This window comes from Aurantiacibacter zhengii (assembly GCF_003584125.1).
In the GTDB taxonomy this organism is placed as follows: domain Bacteria; phylum Pseudomonadota; class Alphaproteobacteria; order Sphingomonadales; family Sphingomonadaceae; genus Alteraurantiacibacter; species Alteraurantiacibacter zhengii.
Window position 1 is genome coordinate 504,325 of the sequence record NZ_QXFL01000002.1, and the last position, 16,803, is coordinate 521,127.

Annotated in this window: 19 protein-coding genes; 6 read left to right on the forward strand and 13 right to left on the reverse strand. The window is 64.2% G+C overall.

Annotation, left to right across the window (positions count from 1 at the left end; genetic code table 11):
• Window positions 1-138: 138 nt before the first annotated feature.
• Window positions 139-1,377 carry a threonine ammonia-lyase gene (locus D2V07_RS06050; RefSeq protein WP_119585723.1) on the reverse strand — a complete coding sequence of 413 codons (1,239 nt, stop codon included), beginning with the start codon at window positions 1,375-1,377 and terminating at the stop codon, window positions 139-141.
• Between the two features lie 115 nt (window positions 1,378-1,492).
• On the opposite strand from D2V07_RS06050, the gene D2V07_RS06055 reads away from it, so the two are divergent.
• The 3 genes from D2V07_RS06055 (at window position 1,493) to D2V07_RS06065 (ending at window position 4,424) form a co-directional block, all read left to right on the forward strand.
• Window positions 1,493-2,395, forward strand: coding sequence for an NAD(P)-dependent oxidoreductase (locus D2V07_RS06055; protein WP_119585725.1), 903 nt, complete (start codon window positions 1,493-1,495; stop codon window positions 2,393-2,395).
• Window positions 2,392-4,065, forward strand: a complete 1,674-nt coding sequence (locus D2V07_RS06060) for an amidohydrolase (protein WP_119585727.1) — start codon at window positions 2,392-2,394, stop codon at window positions 4,063-4,065. Before D2V07_RS06055 ends, D2V07_RS06060 begins: the two co-directional genes overlap by 4 nt.
• Before the next feature lie 119 nt (window positions 4,066-4,184).
• Window positions 4,185-4,424 (forward strand): hypothetical protein, encoded by a 240-nt coding sequence (locus D2V07_RS06065; RefSeq protein WP_119585729.1) that lies wholly within the window; start codon window positions 4,185-4,187, stop codon window positions 4,422-4,424.
• Between the two features lie 98 nt (window positions 4,425-4,522).
• On the opposite strand, the gene tatC is transcribed toward D2V07_RS06065, so the two are convergent.
• From tatC to D2V07_RS06110, 9 genes are all read right to left on the reverse strand, one after another.
• Window positions 4,523-5,356 carry a twin-arginine translocase subunit TatC gene (tatC, locus tag D2V07_RS06070; protein ID WP_119585731.1) on the reverse strand — a complete coding sequence of 278 codons (834 nt, stop codon included), beginning with the start codon at window positions 5,354-5,356 and terminating at the stop codon, window positions 4,523-4,525.
• Window positions 5,356-5,802, reverse strand: coding sequence for a Sec-independent protein translocase protein TatB (gene tatB, locus D2V07_RS06075; protein WP_119585732.1), 447 nt, complete (start codon window positions 5,800-5,802; stop codon window positions 5,356-5,358). The genes tatC and tatB overlap by 1 nt, the downstream gene beginning before the upstream one ends.
• A 28-nt stretch (window positions 5,803-5,830) precedes the next feature.
• Window positions 5,831-6,091 (reverse strand): twin-arginine translocase TatA/TatE family subunit, encoded by a 261-nt coding sequence (tatA, locus tag D2V07_RS06080; RefSeq protein WP_119585733.1) that lies wholly within the window; start codon window positions 6,089-6,091, stop codon window positions 5,831-5,833.
• Between the two features lie 31 nt (window positions 6,092-6,122).
• On the reverse strand, window positions 6,123-6,824 hold the full coding sequence (gene scpB / locus D2V07_RS06085) for an SMC-Scp complex subunit ScpB (RefSeq protein WP_119585734.1): 702 nt from the start codon (window positions 6,822-6,824) through the stop codon (window positions 6,123-6,125).
• On the reverse strand, window positions 6,817-7,635 hold the full coding sequence (locus D2V07_RS06090; protein WP_119586121.1) for a segregation and condensation protein A: 819 nt from the start codon (window positions 7,633-7,635) through the stop codon (window positions 6,817-6,819). The genes scpB and D2V07_RS06090 overlap by 8 nt, the downstream gene beginning before the upstream one ends.
• A gap of 5 nt (window positions 7,636-7,640) precedes the next feature.
• Window positions 7,641-8,660, reverse strand: coding sequence for a beta-N-acetylhexosaminidase (gene nagZ, locus D2V07_RS06095; protein ID WP_119585735.1), 1,020 nt, complete (start codon window positions 8,658-8,660; stop codon window positions 7,641-7,643).
• Window positions 8,661-8,745: 85 nt separating this feature from the next.
• Window positions 8,746-9,459, reverse strand: coding sequence for an SPOR domain-containing protein (locus D2V07_RS06100; RefSeq protein WP_119585736.1), 714 nt, complete (start codon window positions 9,457-9,459; stop codon window positions 8,746-8,748).
• 3 nt (window positions 9,460-9,462) lie between these two features.
• Window positions 9,463-11,208 carry an arginine--tRNA ligase gene (argS, locus tag D2V07_RS06105; protein WP_119585738.1) on the reverse strand — a complete coding sequence of 582 codons (1,746 nt, stop codon included), beginning with the start codon at window positions 11,206-11,208 and terminating at the stop codon, window positions 9,463-9,465.
• Window positions 11,209-11,253: 45 nt separating this feature from the next.
• Window positions 11,254-11,904 carry a hypothetical protein gene (locus D2V07_RS06110; RefSeq protein WP_119585740.1) on the reverse strand — a complete coding sequence of 217 codons (651 nt, stop codon included), beginning with the start codon at window positions 11,902-11,904 and terminating at the stop codon, window positions 11,254-11,256.
• Window positions 11,905-12,009: 105 nt separating this feature from the next.
• Here D2V07_RS06110 and ispH point away from each other — a divergent pair, with 105 nt between their 5' ends.
• From ispH to rnhA, 3 genes are read left to right on the forward strand one after another with little or no spacing between them, the layout of a single operon-like run.
• Window positions 12,010-12,984 (forward strand): 4-hydroxy-3-methylbut-2-enyl diphosphate reductase, encoded by a 975-nt coding sequence (gene ispH / locus D2V07_RS06115; RefSeq protein WP_119585742.1) that lies wholly within the window; start codon window positions 12,010-12,012, stop codon window positions 12,982-12,984.
• A gap of 10 nt (window positions 12,985-12,994) precedes the next feature.
• Window positions 12,995-13,969 (forward strand): homoserine kinase, encoded by a 975-nt coding sequence (gene thrB / locus D2V07_RS06120; protein WP_119585744.1) that lies wholly within the window; start codon window positions 12,995-12,997, stop codon window positions 13,967-13,969.
• The gene (gene rnhA / locus D2V07_RS06125) at window positions 13,966-14,400 is read left to right on the forward strand and encodes a ribonuclease HI (RefSeq protein ID WP_119585746.1); all 435 of its coding nucleotides are present in this window, start codon (window positions 13,966-13,968) and stop codon (window positions 14,398-14,400) included. The genes thrB and rnhA overlap by 4 nt, the downstream gene beginning before the upstream one ends.
• Window positions 14,401-14,403: 3 nt before the next feature.
• Here rnhA and D2V07_RS06130 read toward each other — a convergent pair whose 3' ends face one another.
• The 3 genes from D2V07_RS06130 to D2V07_RS06140 form a co-directional block, all read right to left on the reverse strand.
• Window positions 14,404-14,580 carry a YegP family protein gene (locus D2V07_RS06130; protein WP_119585748.1) on the reverse strand — a complete coding sequence of 59 codons (177 nt, stop codon included), beginning with the start codon at window positions 14,578-14,580 and terminating at the stop codon, window positions 14,404-14,406.
• A gap of 79 nt (window positions 14,581-14,659) precedes the next feature.
• On the reverse strand, window positions 14,660-15,760 hold the full coding sequence (locus tag D2V07_RS06135; protein WP_119585750.1) for an NAD(P)/FAD-dependent oxidoreductase: 1,101 nt from the start codon (window positions 15,758-15,760) through the stop codon (window positions 14,660-14,662).
• 9 nt (window positions 15,761-15,769) lie between these two features.
• Window positions 15,770-16,678: an alpha/beta fold hydrolase gene (locus D2V07_RS06140; RefSeq protein ID WP_119585752.1), complete on the reverse strand. Its 909-nt coding sequence runs from the start codon at window positions 16,676-16,678 to the stop codon at window positions 15,770-15,772.
• Window positions 16,679-16,803 lie beyond the last annotated feature (125 nt).

The window sequence follows — 16,803 nt, forward strand, 5'->3', positions numbered from 1 at the left end:
TGCGGTTTCCCCACCTTATGACCGGCGGGAATCGCGTATTGAACCATGTTAACCATATAAATCGCCATTCGTAGGATTAATTTCCACAAATAGCGTCGTGCGTGCGGTTAACGACCCGTAACGGGTCATCCTGTCGCGTTAGTTCAGTTCCACCTGGCTGACCGAATAACCCTTTTCCGTCAGCGCGGCGACCAGTGCGTCCAGCTGCTCACGGTCGCGCGCCTCGCACTCGATATCGGTCACCAGGCCCTTGGCGGGCAGATTGGTGAAAATGCGCTGGTGATAGATTTCCAGGATGTTGACGTTGTGACGCTCGAATTCTCCCATCACCCTGAACAGGGCGCCGGGGCGATCCTGCAGGGTGATCTGCAGGCGCGCCAGGCGGCCCGAGCGGGCGAGGTCGCGCAGCAGCACGTTCGCCAGCAGGCGGGTATCGATATTGCCCCCGCACAGCACCAGGCCGATCTTCTTGTCCGCGAACCGTTCGCGGTGGGCCAGCACTGCGGCGAGACCCGCAGATCCCGCACCTTCCACGACGGTTTTCTCGATCTGCAGCAGCAGCGAGACCGCCTCTTCCAGGTGGCGCTCCTCCACCAGCAGGATTTCGTCCACCACCTGGCGGATCACCTTCTGGGTGAACTTGCCCGGCTCCTTCACGGCGATGCCCTCTGCCAGCGTATCCCCGCCCGAGGGAAGATCCGTGCCAGCCCATGCGTTATAGCTGCTGGGGTACAGCCGCGCTTCGGCACCCACCACCTCGATCGGCCGGCCTTGCGCCTTGGCGACGGTGCCCATGCCGCTGATCAGGCCTCCGCCGCCGATGGGGACGACGATTGTTTCGATGTCCGGCGCATCCTCGAACATTTCCAGCGCCACGGTGCCCTGCCCGGCGGCAACGTGCGGATCGTCGAACGGATGGACGAAGGTAAGGCCCATCTCCTTTTCCAGCTTGCGCGCATGAGCATAGGCATCGTCGAACGTCTCGCCTTCCAGCACCACGTTGCCGCCCACGCTTTCGGTCTGCATGATCTTCACGGTCGGCGTGGTGCGCGGCATCACGATGGTGACGGGCACGTCCAGCCGCGTACCGTGATAGGAAAGACCCTGCGAATGGTTGCCTGCCGAAGCGGCAATGACACCGCGGCGGCGCTGTTCGTCGCTCAGCAGCAGCAGCGCGTTCAGCGCGCCGCGTTCCTTGTAGGCGGCGGTGAACTGGTGGTTCTCGAATTTCAGCCAGATTTCCGCGCCCATGATCTTCGACAAGGTCTGCGAATGCATGGTCGGCGTGCGCACTACGGCGCCCTTGATACGCTCGGCAGCGGCACGCACATCTTCCAGCGTCAGGCTGGTGGCTAGGCTCTGGTCTGTTCCCGTCATGGCACGAGCGCCTAGCCCAAGGGCGCGCGCGTGGAAATAGGGCGTTGCCCTTTCGCTGACAAAGATTGCCCCCGGCAATTGCTATCCGCGCCCAGATTGGGCATCGCTGCGCGCCATGAACACAAACCAATTGAAAGTCGCTTTCCTCGGCCTTGGCGTAATGGGCGGGCCGATGGCAGGCCATCTCGCCCGTGACGGCCACAAGGTCATCGCTTACAACCGCACCGCTGCGAAAAGCGCCCGCTGGCATGAACGCATGCGCAAGGAAAACCTGGATGTCGCCACCGCCGCAACCCCGGTGGAGGCCGTGACGGACTGCGACGTGGTTCTCGCCTGCCTCGGCAACGATGACGACGTGCGCGCGGTGTTGCTGGGGGACGGTGGCGTTCTGGCGGCGATGAAACGCGGCGCGACCTTCGTCGATCACACCACCGTTTCCCCCGCCCTGGCGCGCGAACTAGCCGAAGCCGCTTCGAGCCACGGCGTCCTGTGTGTGGATGCTCCGGTATCGGGCGGACAGGCGGGCGCGGAAAACGGCAAGCTGGCGATCATGTGCGGCGGATCCGAAGAGGCGATGGCGGCGGCGACCCCGGTAATGGAGGCCTACTCAGCGCGCATCGTCCTTGTCGGCGATGCCGGTGCGGGGCAGGCATGCAAGGCGGTGAACCAGGTCTGCATCGCGGGTGTCCTGGCGGGTCTTTCGGAAGGCGTGCGGCTGGCCCAAGCGAGCGGTGTCGATACCGACAAGGTCCTCGAAGCCATCAGCGGCGGCGCGGCGCAAAGCTGGCAGATGGAAAACCGCTGGCCGACCATGGTCAAAGGCGAATTCGATTTCGGTTTCGCAATCGACTGGATGCGCAAGGACCTGGCCATCGCCATGACCCAGGGCAGGGAAGTGGGCGTCTCGCTGCCTGTCACCGCGCTGGTCGACCAGTTCTATGCCCAGGTGCAGGCGAACGGCGGCGCGCGGCAGGACACCAGCGCCCTGATCCGTCACCTGCCGGAGGGGGCGGAATGAACATTCGCCCGATAATTCTTCGCGGCAGCGCAATCGTGGCCGCGCTGCTGGCGGCCACCCCCGCCCTCGCCGATACGCACATCGACAATATCGAAGGCATCTCGGTCAACCGCGACGGTTCGATAGATCGCTTCGCGGGCATGGTCGTGGACGAGGACGGCCGCATTTCCGAACTGCTCGATTTCGGGGATCGCCCCACGCGCGATATCGAATACCGCGTCGATGGCGAAGGACGGGTCGTGGTGCCCGGCTTCGTGGACGGGCATCTTCACTTGATGGGCCTGGGGCTCGGCACGCTGGTGCTGGACCTGTCCCAGACCAACTCGCTGGACGAGGCGCTCTCGCGCATTGCCGCCTATGCCGCCGCCTACCCGGACCGGCCATGGATCATCGGGCGTGGCTGGAATCAGGAACGCTGGGGTCTTGGCCGCTTTCCCACCGCCGCCGAGCTGGATGCGGTCGTGCCCGACCGCCCCGTGTGGCTGGAACGGGTGGACGGACACGCCGGCTGGGCGAATACGAAGGCTCTCGAAGCGGGCGGCGTGACCGCCGCCACAACCGATCCCTCTGGTGGCCGGATCGAACGCGCCGCCGGAAGCCGCGCCCCTTCGGGCGTGCTGGTGGATGCGGCCATGCCGCTGGTGAACGACGCCGTCCCCCCGCCCCTGCCGGAAGATCGCGACCTGGCGCTGCACAATGCGCAGTCGCTGCTGCTGCGCCACGGGATCACCGCCGTGGCCGACATGGGCACCACGGTCGAGGACTGGATGACCTTCCGCCGTGCCGGTGACGCCGGACGGTTGCAGGTGCGTGTGATGTCCTATGCCGACAGTGTCGATTCCATGCTGCTGATCGGCGGACCCGGCCCTACGCAGTGGCTCTACGAGGATCGCCTGCGCCTCAACGGCGTGAAGCTCTATCTCGACGGGGCGCTGGGTTCGCGCGGCGCGCTGCTCAACGCCGACTACGAAGACGATCACGGCAATCGCGGCCTGCCGCTGCTTTCGGGCACGCAGCTGCGCAACCTGATGAGCCGTGCCGCGCTCGACCGGTTCCAGGTCGCGGTTCACGCTATCGGCGATGCTGCCAACCGCGACGCGCTGCAGGCGATCGAGGAACTGTCAGGCGATTACACGGGCGACCACCGCTGGCGCATCGAACACGCGCAGATCGTCGATCCGGCGGACCTGCCGCGCTTTGGCCGTCACGGAATCATCGCCTCGATGCAGCCGGTGCACCAGACCAGCGACATGTTCATGGCAGAAGCGCGGCTGGGCGCAGGCAGGCTGGGCGGCGCCTATGCCTGGCGATCCATCCTCGAGGCAGGAGGAACGCTGGCCTTCGGCACCGATGCGCCCGTCGAACCGGTGGACCCGCTGGCCGGTCTTGCCGTTGCCATCAGCCGCACCAATGCGGACGGCGAACCCGCCGGTGGATGGCGCCCGCAAGAGACGATCACCCGCGAACAGGCGCTGGCGGCCTATACGGCTGGCGCGGCCTATGCCGGCTTCGCTGAAGGAAGGTTCGGCAGCCTAGCGGAAGGCGAGCGCGCCGATTTCGTGATGCTGAGCGCGGATCCCCTGATGGCCTCCCCCCAGCAGATTCGCGATATCCGGGTTCTGGAAACGTGGATTGCCGGCCAACGCGTTTACGATTTCGCATTGGATTAGCGTCATATACGCGCAACACTTTCAGCGGAGAATGGCAATTTTTTGCTGATCGCCTTTGCATTTCACGTTCGATGTGGGCAATAAGGCGCACGGATTCGAATTTTTGAGGTACCGAACAGATGACGAAGAAGCTTTTTACAACCCTCGCCGCCGGTGTGGCGCTGGTTGCCACGCCTGTTCTGGCACAAAGCGACATGGCTCAGCGCGCTGCCGCTGAATTCCAGAATGCAGAGCGTCTGGGCGGCGACGATGATGGCGGCAGCTACATCCTGCTCGGTATCGCTGCTCTCGGCCTGATCGTTGCTAGCGTCGTTATCGCCACCGGCGGTGATGACGAAGACCTGCCCACCAGCCCGTAAGCTGGCGAGACAGCCAAGTTTTCGAAACGGGGTCGTTTACGGCCCCGTTTCTTTTTGTGCATGAACTCCGTGCGAGGAAAGCGCCAACGCGCCGGGTTTCAGTCCTGCTTGTCGTCTGACACAGGAGCGGCCTCAGCGCTATCTTCATCGGCAGCCGCCTCTTCCTCCTTGCGCTGCGCATCGCGGCGTTCGGTGATCTTCATCAGGACCAGCGAACCTTCGAACAGGAACAGCAGCGGGCCAGCGAGCACGAGCTGCGAAATCACGTCCGGCGGCGTTACGACAGCGGCCAGAGCCACCACGAGCACGATCACGTACCTGCGCGCGGAAACAAGCTGATCGCGCGAGACCAGCCCTGCACGGTTGAGCAGCATCAGCAGCACCGGCAGCAGGAAGCTAATCCCGAAAGCGAGGATGAAGCGCATCACCAGGTCGAGGTATTCGCCCATTTCCGGCAGTGCTTCGGCGTCGATCCCGCCGATATTGCCCTGGAAACCCAGGAACCAAGGGAAGGCGAGCGGCATGACCACGAAATAGGCAAGACACGCGCCCATGGTGAAAAGCACCGGGGTGGCGATCAGGAACGGCAGGAAGGCGCGCTTCTCCCGCGCGTAAAGACCCGGCGCGACAAAGGCCCACAACTGGTTGGCGATGATCGGGAAACTGACGAAGAAGGCCGCGAACAGCGCGACCTTGATCTCCACGAAGAACGCGCCGTAAAGCTGGGTATAGACAAGCCGTCCGTTACCCTCTCCGAAACTTTCGGTCAGCGGCCGCACGAGGATACCGAAGATATCGTCGGCGAAATACAGGCACACGGCAAAGGCCACGGCCAGAGCAAGCACCGCTTTCACCAGCCGTCCGCGCAGCTCGATCAGGTGCTCCATCAGCGGCGCCTGGGTGTCATCCAGATCGGATATCTTGAACGCCATCAGCCCTCGCCCTTCGATGGCTCGTCGGCTGCACCGGGGGACTTCTCCGCCTCGCTCGCAGCAGGCTTCCCTGCCGGCGTGGCAGGTGCCTTGGCCTCTGCCGAAGCTGCCTTTTCGTTCGCGGCGGACTTTTCCTGCGCCAACCGCTTCAGTTCAGCGGCCTTTTCCGGGGGATAGGCACCGGTCGGCTCCATTTGCCCAGGAACGCCTTCCGGATGCTCGCGCATGATCTTCTCGTTCTGCGCTTTCCACTTCTTCTCCATGTCCTCCATCTCCGCCTCGCGCACCATGGCATCCAGACCGGTGCGGAAATGGCCGGAGAGCTTGCGAATCTTGCCGATCCACCGGCCAGCCGTTCGCATGGCCAGCGGCATGTCCTTGGGGCCGATCACAAGGATCGCCACAACAATGATCAGCAACAATTCGGTTGCGCCGATATCGAACATGGCTCAGCGGCGCTCGCTTGTCAGAAGGTTAGGAGGCGGTCTTGTCGCCGGTGGCTGCCGGAGCGCTCTCGACCGTTTCGCCAGCGGGTTTCGCCTCGTGAGAGGGGCCTTCGATACGCGCGGAAGGCTTCGCCTCCTCGGCAGCGTTATCCTCGTCGTTCAGCCCCTTGCGGAAGCTTTTCACGCCCTTGCCGAAATCGCCCATCATCTCGCTGATCCGGCCACGGCCGAACAGCACCAGGATCACCAGTGCGATGATCAAAATCTGGAATGGTCCAATGCTACCCACGAATATTCTCCGAAATCCTTGAGAATGGAGTCTAGGCGCTTTCTTCGGGATTTTCCAGCGTCACCGCACGGGATTCGTCTTCCGGGGCTTCCGCCTCGTCCCACGCGTCTTCCTGCCCGTCCGTTGCCGCGTCTTCCTGGGCCTCGGCCTTCGCGGCGGCTTTCTCTTCCATCAGGTCTTCGTAAGCATCGTCGACGGGATCGAGCAAGCCCGATGCCTTGAGCTCGGCAAGACCCGGCAGGTCCTTGCGGCTTTCGAGGCCGAAGTGGCTGAGGAACTCCGGAGTCGTGGCGTAGATCACCGGCCTTCCCGGCACCTCCCGGCGGCCGGCCACACGCACCCAGCCTGCTTCCATCAGCACGTCCAGCGTGCCGCCGCTGGTCTGCACGCCGCGAATTGCCTCGATCTCGGCGCGGCTGACCGGCTCGTGGTAGGCAATGATTGCAAGAACCTCGGTTGCCGCGCGGCTGAGGCGCCGCAGTTGGTCCTTCTCCCGCCGCAGGATGTGGGCAAGGTCCGGCGCGGTCTGGAACGACCAGCGCTTGCCCCGCTCCACCAGGTGTATGCCGCGCTTCGCATAGTGCTCCTGCAGGAAAGCCAGGGCATCCTTCACGTCGGCATCGCCCAGATGCGCGGAGATCTGCTCGCGGGTCAGCGGCTCCTCTGCGGCGAACAGGCAGGCCTCCACCGCCCGCGCCAGATCGTCGGCGCTGTCAGGCCCATTGTCAGGCATCGGCTTTCACCCGTCGCAGGTGGAGGGGACCGAAGGTCTCTTCCTGGCGAATCTCCGCCTTGCCCTGCTTGGCCAGTTCCAGCGCGGCCAGAAAGCTGCTGGCGAGGGCCGACTTTTTCAGCCGCGGCTCGGCATCGCCGGGAAGGAAGGTCCGCAATTCCATCCAGTCCAGCGAGACACCCAGCATGGCGCTGACTCGGTTGAGCGCGGAATCCAGCGTCATCACCGGGCGGTTGGCCACCATGTGCACCACAGGTTCCGTGCGCAGCTTCACCTGCCCGTAAGCGTGCACAAGCTGGTACCAGTTGCACTGCCACACGTTGTTGCGCAGCGTGCGCAGGCCCTCGGGTGAACCGCGAGAGAACACGTCGCGCCCCACCCTGTCCCGCGCCATCAGCCGGGCACCGGCCTCGCGCATGGCGCCAAGCCGGGCAATGCGGAGCTGCAGCCTCAATGCCAGTTCTTCGGGGGACGGGTCTTCCTGTTCCTCCTTGGGCAGCAGCAGCGCGGACTTGAGGTAGGCCAGCCAGGCTGCCATCACCAGATAATCGGCGGCGATCTCCAGCTTCAGCGCCTCGGCCTGCTCGATGTAATCGATGTACTGGTCCACCAGCGCCAGGATGGAGATCGACTTGAGGTCCACCTTCTGCCGCCGGGCAAGGTCCAGCAGCAGGTCCAGCGGGCCTTCCCAGTTCTCCAGTTCGATATATAGCGCGCTGGAATCGGTCGTGCCGGGTGCTGCGATGCCGTGCCATTCTTCCCCGGGGCCACCCCCGGCTTCGGCGGCATCGATCAGGCTGCCCTCGTCCATCGCGCTCATGCCCGCACTCCCACCAGGGCGAGAAACGAGTCCCGTGCGGCGAGCAGTTCCCCGCGCGGCGTATCGTCGGCAATCTTGCCCGCGCCTGACATTGCGCGGTCCAGCCGCTTGCGCGTCGCATCGGACATGGCGGGCAAGATTTCGGCAGAGCCGACCATGTCGTCCATCTTGCCCCAGCAGTTGAGCACGAGGTCGCATCCCGCCGCCACCGCGCGTGCCGAGCGTTCGGGAATCGTGCCATCGAGCGCCTGCATGTCGATATCGTCCGACAGCAGCAGCCCGTCGAAGCCGATGCGCTTGCGGATGATCTCCGCAATGACGAATTCGCTCTGCGTCGCCGGATTGGCAGCATCCCAGGCGGTGAAGCGGATGTGCGCGGTCATCGCCATCGGCGCGTCCGAGAGCTTGGCAAAGGGCGCGATGTCGGTGGCAAGTTCGTCCTCGCCAGCCTCCACGATGGGCAGATCCTTGTGGCTGTCGACCGTGGCGCGCCCATGGCCCGGCATGTGCTTGATGCAGCCCACGACCCCGGCCCGCGCCAGCCCGTCCAGCGTGGCTCGCCCCAGCGCTGCCACCTGCATCGGATCGCGGCCCAGCGCGCGGTCTCCGATCACGTCATGTGCGCCCTCGGCAGGGATATCGAGCACCGGGTGATAGTCCACGGTGATGCCCACCTCGGCAAGGTCCAGCGCCAGCAGCTGCGCATTGGCACGAATGGCCTGGATCGCGCTGGCGGGGGCAATATCGAAGAGCTGGGCGAACCGCCCCGGCGCGGGATAGGCGTCCCATTCCGGCGGCTTCATGCGCGATACCCTTCCGCCCTCCTGGTCGATGGAGATGAGCAGATCATCGCGCCCGTGCAAAGTGCGCAGGGAATCTGTCAGCGCCCGCAGCTGCTTGCGGTTTTTGACGTTTCGTCCGAACAGGATGTAGCCCGCAGGCTGCGCCTCCGCGAAGAAGGCGCGCTCGTCCTCGGTCAGTTCGAGGCCGGACAGGCTGAAGATGGCAGGCGTCATAAGCCTGCAATTAGGCCCAAATCATTGCCAGGGTGCAAGCATTCTGCGGGTGGCAGCCGGGGAAAACACGCCCGGACGCGTCCAATCAGCGAATATAGCAGTCGCCGCCGGCATTGCGGATGGCGCGGCAGGTGGTGTCACCAGCCTCGCGATTGGGAGCGATGGCCTGCAGGCGATAGACGGTCGCCCCGTTCACCTCCGCCTCGACAATCCGGCTGCGCAGGCCCGAAAGCGCGGAATAGCGCCCGCGGGCGTTTACCCATGCCTCGTCAGCGTCGGAGCGGCTGGTGAATGCGCCGATCTGGACATAGACCGCATTGCTGGGCACCGCTTCTTCGCCATCATCCTCGTCGTCGCTGCCCTGGGCCATATCGATACTGGGCGCCGGCACTTCGCTATCGGCCAGGCGGCCACGCGTGGATTGTCCTTCCGCCACTTCGAACGCGGTATCGCCGGTGCCAGCGACTTCGCGGCCACCGGGGTTCTCCGGACGCTCCTTGTAAGGGCCATCGGGGGCCTCGATCGTGCTGCCGTCAGCGACGAGTTCCGCGTCGGGCCGATCGCGCAGTACCCACCAGGCGCCGAACAACAGCGCCCCGATGATCACCAGCCCGACCAGTCCGATCCAGATCAGCCGCGCGTCGAAACCGCCCTCGTCCTCGTAGTCGCCGTCGTCCTCGAGCCAGGGCAGCGCGTCATCGTCGTCATCCAGCGCGAGCTGTTCTTCGGCCTCGAGGGTTTCCTCGAACTCGGCATCCTCGATGCCGTCTCCATCCTTTCCCCCCGCCGGAAAGTTCATTGTCTAAAGCTCCTCGACCGCCTCGACACCCAGAATGCCCAGGCCATTGCGGATTATCTGCCCGATTTGCTGGCTAAGGAAAAGCCGTGCGGCGGAAAGATCGGGTTCCTGTGCCACGATGATGCGTTTTTCGGCGTCGTCGTTCCCCAGGTTCCAGTAGGCATGGAAGGCGGCGGCCAGATCGTAGAGGTAGAACGCGATGCGGTGCGGTTCGCGCGCGCGGGCGGCCGCTTCCACCTCACGCGGGAACTGTGCAGCCTGCTTGACGAGCGTAAACTCGTCCTCGCCCAGAAGGGATAGCTGGTCGCTGGACGGCGACAGCCCCTCGTCCTTCGCCCTGCGCAGGATCGAGCAGATGCGCGCGTGGGCATACTGCACGTAGAAGACCGGGTTGTCCTTGCTCGCTTCCACCACCTTGGCAAAGTCGAAATCCATCTGCGCTTCGGGCTTGCGGGTCAGCATGGTGAAACGCACCACGTCCTTGCCGACTTCCTCCACCATGTCGGCGATAGTCACGAAGTTGCCCGAACGCTTGGACATCTTCACCGGCTCTCCGCCGCGAAGAAGCTGCACCATCTGCACCAGCTTCACATCGAAGGGGATCGGCTTTCCTTCGCCTTCCGACAGCGCGGCGACCGCAGCCTTGATCCGCTTCACCGTGCCAGCGTGGTCGGCGCCCCAGATGTCTATCAGCGCGTCAGCCTTTTCGGCTTTCTGCATGTGATAGGCGAGGTCGGCACCGAAATAGGTCCACTTGCCGTCGGACTTCTTGATCGGGCGATCCTGATCGTCTCCGAACCTTGTGGAGCGAAACAGCGGCAGTTCCACAGGCTCCCAGTCGTCCACGGTCTTGCCCTTGGGCTTTTCGAGGACGCCGTCGTAAACAAGGTCATGCTCGCGCATCCACGCCTCGGCAGACTCGGGCTTTTGCGCGGCCTGAAGCGCGGCTTCGGATGAAAACACGTCGTGCTCGATGCCGAGTTGCGCGAGATCGGACTTGATCATGTCCATCATCCGCTCGACGGCATAGGCCCGGAAGATCGGCAGCCATTCGTGCTCTGGTTCATTCACGAAGCGCTGGCCGAATTCATCGGCGGCTGCCTTGCCGACAGGGATAAGGTATTCGCCGGGATACATGCCCTCAGGGATGTCGCCGATATCCTCGCCCAAGGCTTCGAGATACCGCAGGTGCGCGCTGCGGGCGAGCGTATCGACCTGACCGCCTGCGTCATTGACGTAGTATTCGCGGATCACCTCGTGCCCGGCATGTTCCAGCAGACTCGCCAGCGCATCGCCCACCACCGCGCCGCGGCAGTGGCCCATGTGCATGGGGCCGGTTGGGTTGGCGGAAACGTATTCGATATTGACCCGCGTTCCGGCGCCCACGGTCGACTTTCCGTAATCATCGCCGGTGGCGGCAACCGCTGCCACTTCGTCAAGCCAGACCGATGGCGAAAGGCGCAGGTTGATGAAGCCAGGCCCGGCAATCTCGGCACTCGTGACCGTGGGGTCGCGATCCAGGTGTTCGACAATCTTTTCCGCCAGTGCGCGCGGATTGCTCCTGGCCTGCTTCGCCAGAACCATCGCGGCGTTCGTGGCAAGGTCGCCGTGCGAGGGATCGCGCGGCGGCTCCACGCTCACATTGTCGCGGTTGGTGTCGGGCGGCAGCGCGCCTTCCGCTTCCAGCGCGGACAGCACGGCGTCGATCTTTTCCGCATAGGCGGCGTACAGGGTCTTGTTCTCGGACATGGGCGAGCCGTTAGCCTGTTTGGCTGGCTGGGCAAAGCACCGGATTTACCGCGTGGCGTTATACGCCAGTTGATCTTCGGTAAGCTGGAACCCCACCAGCAGCTCGAACGAGGCGCGGGCAATGGCGGCGCGCACATCGGGTTCGGTCAGCGGATCGATGGCGGCGGACTGGTCGCCGGCGCGGCGCCTGCGGGTAATCCGCTCACGGATATCGTCCGGCAGGGTCGCTTCGGCGCGGTTGATGTAGGCACCCGCCGTGCCGCTTCCCTGCGCCCGCATTTCGCCGGGCGCAAAGGTGACATCGACGGTGCCGATGCGCTTCGCCACGACCGAAGTGCTGCCGCGCACCACGGTGGAGTAATATGGCAGCGATACCGTGCGCGGGCCTGCGGTGTTGGTGCGGGTGGCAACCACATCGAACGTTGCAGTCGAGTAGACCATTTCTCCCGACTCGTCGCAGGTGGAGCGCACGTTGGTGATCGCCGCGCTCACATCAATCGCATCAGCCGTACGGGCATCGGCGGGAGAGAACAGCGTCACGTCGCCGGTATAGTCGGGAACGCCAACGGCCGGACAGACGGAGCGCAGGGCCGTGATGCCAACGCCTGTATCGACCACGATATCGCCTTCACTCCGGCAACCGCCCAGAACCGTCAGTCCAGCCAGAGCGGTAAGTATTGCGATCCGAGCGTTCATTCCCATTCCTTGTATCATTCCGGCCTTGCTGGTTGCAGGCAGTAATTTCGATCCGCGTGGCCCTAGCCCTTTCGCGGGTAGGCGACAACAGCTAGAGATACCTCCATGAACGCCCCCTTTCAGGAAAATCGCGCGCCCGGCGAAAAATCGCCGCTCAAGGTGCTCATCGCCGCCCCGCGCGGATTCTGCGCCGGTGTCGACCGTGCTATCGAGATCGTCGAGAAGGCGATCGATAAGTACGGCGCGCCCGTCTATGTCCGGCACGAAATCGTGCACAACCGCTATGTGGTTGACGGCCTGAAGGAAAAGGGCGCCGTTTTCGTGGAGGAGCTGGACGAGGTGCCGGACGACATGCCGGTGGTGTTCAGCGCCCACGGCGTGCCGAAGGCCGTGCCGGCAGAGGCGCAGCGGCGCGAGATGATCTATGTCGATGCCACCTGCCCGCTGGTGTCGAAAGTTCACCGCCAGGCAGAGCGCCTGATCGAGAAGGGCAAGCACATCATCTTCATCGGCCACGAAGGCCATCCCGAGGTTATCGGTACCATGGGTCAGGTGCCCGATGGGCAGATGACGCTGGTGGAAACCGTGAACGACGTGGCGAAACTGCCCTTCACCGCGCAGGACAAGCTGTCTTTCCTCACGCAAACCACCCTTTCGGTGGACGATACCGCGGAAATCGTGCGCGCCCTGCAGGAACGCTATCCCCATATCGTCGCCCCGAAGGCGGAGGATATCTGTTACGCCACTTCCAACCGGCAGGAAGCGGTGAAGGCCATGGCGCCCGCGTGCGACCTGGTGCTGGTGATCGGCGCGCCCAATTCGTCGAACTCGCTGCGCCTTGTGGAAGTGGCCGAACGCCTTGGAACGACAGCCCGGCTGATCCAGCGTGCTTCCGAAATCGATCACGAATGGCTGGATGGCGTGGGCACCATCGGTATCACCGCAGGCGCCAGCGCGCCCGAGGTGCTGGTGCGCGAAGTTGTCGCGAAGCTGGGTGAATGGCGCGCGGTGAGCGAGGAAAAGATTCGCACGGCGGAGGAAAAGATGACTTTCAAACTGCCGCGCCAGCTTACCGAGTAGGCTACCGGACGTGGCCGTCTACACGCAGCTTTCGGCGGAAGTCCTGGGCGACCTGATCGCGCAGTACGATGTCGGCGAACTGGTGTCGGCCAAGGGTATTGCCGAAGGCGTATCCAACTCCAACTGGCTGGTGGAGACGACCGGCAGCGCAGCCAACGGCAGGCGCTTCATCCTGACCATGTACGAACGCCGCATCGATATCGCGGAATTGCCGTTTTTCCTCGGCCTGCTCGATCACCTTGCGGCGAACGGGTGCCCCGTGCCGCGAACGATCCACGACAGGTCGGGCGCTTCCTCGCGCATGCTGCATGGCAAGGCCGTGGCGCTGATCGAATTCCTGCCCGGCGTTTCGGTGGGGCAACCGACACCGGCGCAGTCGCGTAGCGTGGGCCGGGTGCTGGCCGAAATGCATGCCAAGGCGCAGGACTTTTCCGAAACGCGCGCCAACGATCTCGATCCCCATGCCTCGGCCCGGGTGCTCGCCGATTGCGGGGAGGAAGCCCTGCAAGCGATCGATCCCGCCCTGCCGGCAATGATCGGCGTGGCGAACGAGGTGGCCGAAAATTGGCCGCAGGACCTGCCCCAGTCGATCATCCACTCGGACCTGTTTCCGGACAATGTGCTGATGCTGGGCGAAACTGTCAGCGCGCTCATCGACTTCTACTTCGCGTGCAACGATGCCATGGCATACGACCTTGCCGTGACCCATGCGGCCTGGAGCTTCAGCGGGGATGGCCGCGACTTTCGCCCCGATGTGGGACGCGCGCTGATCGAGGGATACGAAGCCGTGCGGCCTCTGGCACAGGATGAACGCGAGGCCCTGCCGCTGCTGGCACAGGGCGCTGCCCTGCGGTTCATTTCCAGCAGGGCGCAGGACTGGATCGATACGCCGGCAGATGCGCTGGTGACGAAGAAGGATCCGATGGATTTCGTGCGCAGGCTGGAATTCTACCGGCGCGAAGGGAAGGACGTGTTTGCCGCGTGAAGCATGTGGAAATCTTCACCGATGGAGCCTGCAAGGGCAATCCCGGCCCGGGCGGCTGGGGCGCCTTGCTGCGCATGGGCCGGCACGAGAAGGAGATGTTCGGCTCCGATCCCGAGACTACCAACAACCGCATGGAGATGACCGCGGCGCTAAAGGCGCTGAATGCACTGATCGAACCCTGCGAGGTGACCCTGCACACCGACAGCCGTTACCTGATCGACGGCATGACCAGGTGGATAGAAGGCTGGAAAAAGCGCGGCTGGATCAACGCCAGCAAAAAGCCGGTTCGCAATGCCGACCTGTGGCATGACCTGATAGAGGCCGCCAAGCCGCACAGGATCACGTGGCAATGGGTGAAAGGCCACAGCGGCCACCCTGAAAACGAGCGTGTCGACCGCCTCGCCAGCGACGCGGCCGACAGCGCCCGCTAAGCCTCAGCTTTCGTCGACGATCTCGGCTCCGGGGCCGTTCTTCTGGATCGACTCGATGGCGTTCTTGGCGCTCGACTTGGAAGCGTAGCCTTCGGTCGAGAACATGATCTCGTCATTGTACTTGAAGCGAACGCGGAATTCGCCGGCCTTGTCTTTGTAGATCTGGAAATGGTGTGCCATTCGTATGGTCTCCCGTTGGTGTTTCAGCGGGCAACATAACAAACATCAATCTCTTGGCTAGGGCGCGGGAAGCCAATCCTCAACCGGCAAAACGCCGCGGTGAATACAGGCCCTCGTCGAGTTCGCGCGTCATCGCGTCGCGCGGATGGCGCAGCAGCAACTGGGCACCAAACCGGGCTGCGGCAGGCGCGGTCTGGATGCCATAGCCACCCTGCCCGGCAAACCAGAACAGCCCCTCTATCGCCGGGTCGAAACCGTATACCGGCAGGCGATCGGGAGCGAAGCTGCGCAGACCTGCCCATTTGCGCTCCACCGCCTCGATTTGCCAGTCCACAACGTTCTGGAAACGGTCGATGGCCAGGGCCACGTCGTATTCCTCCGGCGCCGCATCGCAGGCTTCACTCGGCGTCTCGTCGTGCGGGCTGAGCCAGATGCGGCCGTTCTCGGGCCGGAAATAGAAGTCGCCCGCGATATCCAGCGTCAGCGGCAGGTCCGCTGGCGGGGCCGGATCGACACGCAGTTGCACCACTGTCCGCCTTAGTGGCTGGATGCCGAGCGCGCGTGCGCCCAGCGCCTCCGCCACTCTATCCGCCCATGCGCCCGCGGCGTTCACCACCACGTTCGCGCGCAATTCTCCTGCGGCACCGAAATCGAGCCGCCAGCTGTCCCCCTCGCGCTCGGCGGAGTGCAAGGCGTGCCGCGTGCGCAGTTCCACCTCCGCCGCTTTGGCGCGGGAAAGGTAGTGCTGGTGCAGGCCGCCCACATCGATATCGGCGCAGTTCGGCTGGCTGATCGCCTGCGTCCATTCCGCGCGCACGCCTGGCAGGCGCTGCTCCAACACGTCCCGGTCCAGTCGCCGGATAGTCACGTCCGAATCGGCAAAGCGCTCCAGAAAAGCCTCGACCTCGGCCTCCTGCCCCTCCCGCGCGAGATAGAGACCGCGTCGGGGGGTCAGGAAACCACCGTCCCTCAGGTAATCGCCGGAGGCCAGGGTGAGCGGCACGATGTCCGGGCCGCCGTAACATTCCTCACGAAACGCGGCGGAGCGGCCGGTGGTGTGATAGCCAGGATAGTCCTCCGCCTCGCACAGCACGACGCGGGCATGCGGGCCCAGCTCGGCAGCGATACTGGCGCCCGCCATGCCGGCACCGATAACGGCGATATCGAAGACTTCGCTCACTTCTGGAACTTACCCCGGCACACGGCGGGCAAGAAATTCGTCGATCGCGGCAAGCGCCCGGTTTCGCACACCGTCCTCTTCCCGCAGGATTTCGTGCCGCGCCTCTTGACCGAAAATCAGCGCCTCGGCGTCGGGCAACCGGGCAATCGCCGTGCGGATGGCCGCCGGGCTTACCAGCCGGTCTGCCTCGGTCGCGACGAAGAACACAGGGATCGCTACCGATTCGAGCGCGCCATGACGAAACAGCGCGGTGGAACTGACAGCCGCAGCTCTTACCCAGGCCCAGCTTCCCGGTCCCAGCCGCAGTTCGGGACGGTGCACACGCCACCAGGACTCGTCCTCGTAACGCTCCGCATCGTGGGTGAGCAGGTTCTGGCGGTTGGCGATCTTGCTGCCGGGCTTCTCGCTGATTTTCCAGGCCGGGCGTTTCGCATCGCCCAGGCGGGCCATGGCGCCCGACAGCCAGCGCTTTACCGGCAAGGGTACGAATTCGGGGAACACGTCCAGCATCGGTGCCGAAAGGATCATGGCATCGGGAACAGGGTCCAGCGCCTCTTCCATGACGGCGCGCAGCGTCAGGTGCCCGCCCATCGAATGGCCTGCCAGCACCAGCGGTCCTTCGCGCCCCTGTGCCCAGCCTTTCCAGAACAGGGAGAGGTCCGCGATCCAGAGGCTGAAATCCTCGATATGACCGGTGGCATCATCGTTGCCGAGCCGTCCCGATCCGGCCTGGCCGCGCCAGTCCGCAGCGCTGACCCGCCACCCCTGCTGTCGCCAATGCTCGAAGGTTTCGAGGTACTTTTCATAGGCATCGCCGCGCCCGGCCATGAACAGGATCGATCCGCGCACGGTTACCCCGGCGGGCGGTTCGCTCCAGTCGATGATTCGAATCTGGTGACCGTCGACGGCCTCCCACATGCTCTCCCTGGCGTCCTGCGGAATGGCCCGACGATCGAAATGCGCGGGAACAAGGGTATCTGCGTGGCTAATTCCATCCTCCTGCCTGTGGTTACTTTTTGGTAAGCCATGCACGCTAGCACAAG

Bases quoted from the DNA above. Each gene is read 5' to 3' on its own strand.
- D2V07_RS06110 (WP_119585740.1), bottom strand. From the start codon at position 11,904: ATGAACGCTCGGATCGCAATACTTACCGCTCTGGCTGGACTGACGGTT.
- tatC (WP_119585731.1), bottom strand. From the start codon at position 5,356: ATGGCGTTCAAGATATCCGATCTGGATGACACCCAGGCGCCGCTGATG.
- D2V07_RS06060 (WP_119585727.1), top strand. From the start codon at position 2,392: ATGAACATTCGCCCGATAATTCTTCGCGGCAGCGCAATCGTGGCCGCG.
- D2V07_RS06140 (WP_119585752.1), bottom strand. From the start codon at position 16,678: ATGTGGGAGGCCGTCGACGGTCACCAGATTCGAATCATCGACTGGAGC.
- D2V07_RS06100 (WP_119585736.1), bottom strand. From the start codon at position 9,459: ATGAACTTTCCGGCGGGGGGAAAGGATGGAGACGGCATCGAGGATGCC.
- argS (WP_119585738.1), bottom strand. From the start codon at position 11,208: ATGTCCGAGAACAAGACCCTGTACGCCGCCTATGCGGAAAAGATCGAC.
- D2V07_RS06050 (WP_119585723.1), bottom strand. From the start codon at position 1,377: ATGACGGGAACAGACCAGAGCCTAGCCACCAGCCTGACGCTGGAAGAT.
- scpB (WP_119585734.1), bottom strand. From the start codon at position 6,824: ATGCCTGACAATGGGCCTGACAGCGCCGACGATCTGGCGCGGGCGGTG.
- tatB (WP_119585732.1), bottom strand. From the start codon at position 5,802: ATGTTCGATATCGGCGCAACCGAATTGTTGCTGATCATTGTTGTGGCG.
- D2V07_RS06090 (WP_119586121.1), bottom strand. From the start codon at position 7,635: ATGGACGAGGGCAGCCTGATCGATGCCGCCGAAGCCGGGGGTGGCCCC.
- nagZ (WP_119585735.1), bottom strand. From the start codon at position 8,660: ATGACGCCTGCCATCTTCAGCCTGTCCGGCCTCGAACTGACCGAGGAC.
- D2V07_RS06055 (WP_119585725.1), top strand. From the start codon at position 1,493: ATGAACACAAACCAATTGAAAGTCGCTTTCCTCGGCCTTGGCGTAATG.
- D2V07_RS06065 (WP_119585729.1), top strand. From the start codon at position 4,185: ATGACGAAGAAGCTTTTTACAACCCTCGCCGCCGGTGTGGCGCTGGTT.
- ispH (WP_119585742.1), top strand. From the start codon at position 12,010: ATGAACGCCCCCTTTCAGGAAAATCGCGCGCCCGGCGAAAAATCGCCG.
- D2V07_RS06130 (WP_119585748.1), bottom strand. From the start codon at position 14,580: ATGGCACACCATTTCCAGATCTACAAAGACAAGGCCGGCGAATTCCGC.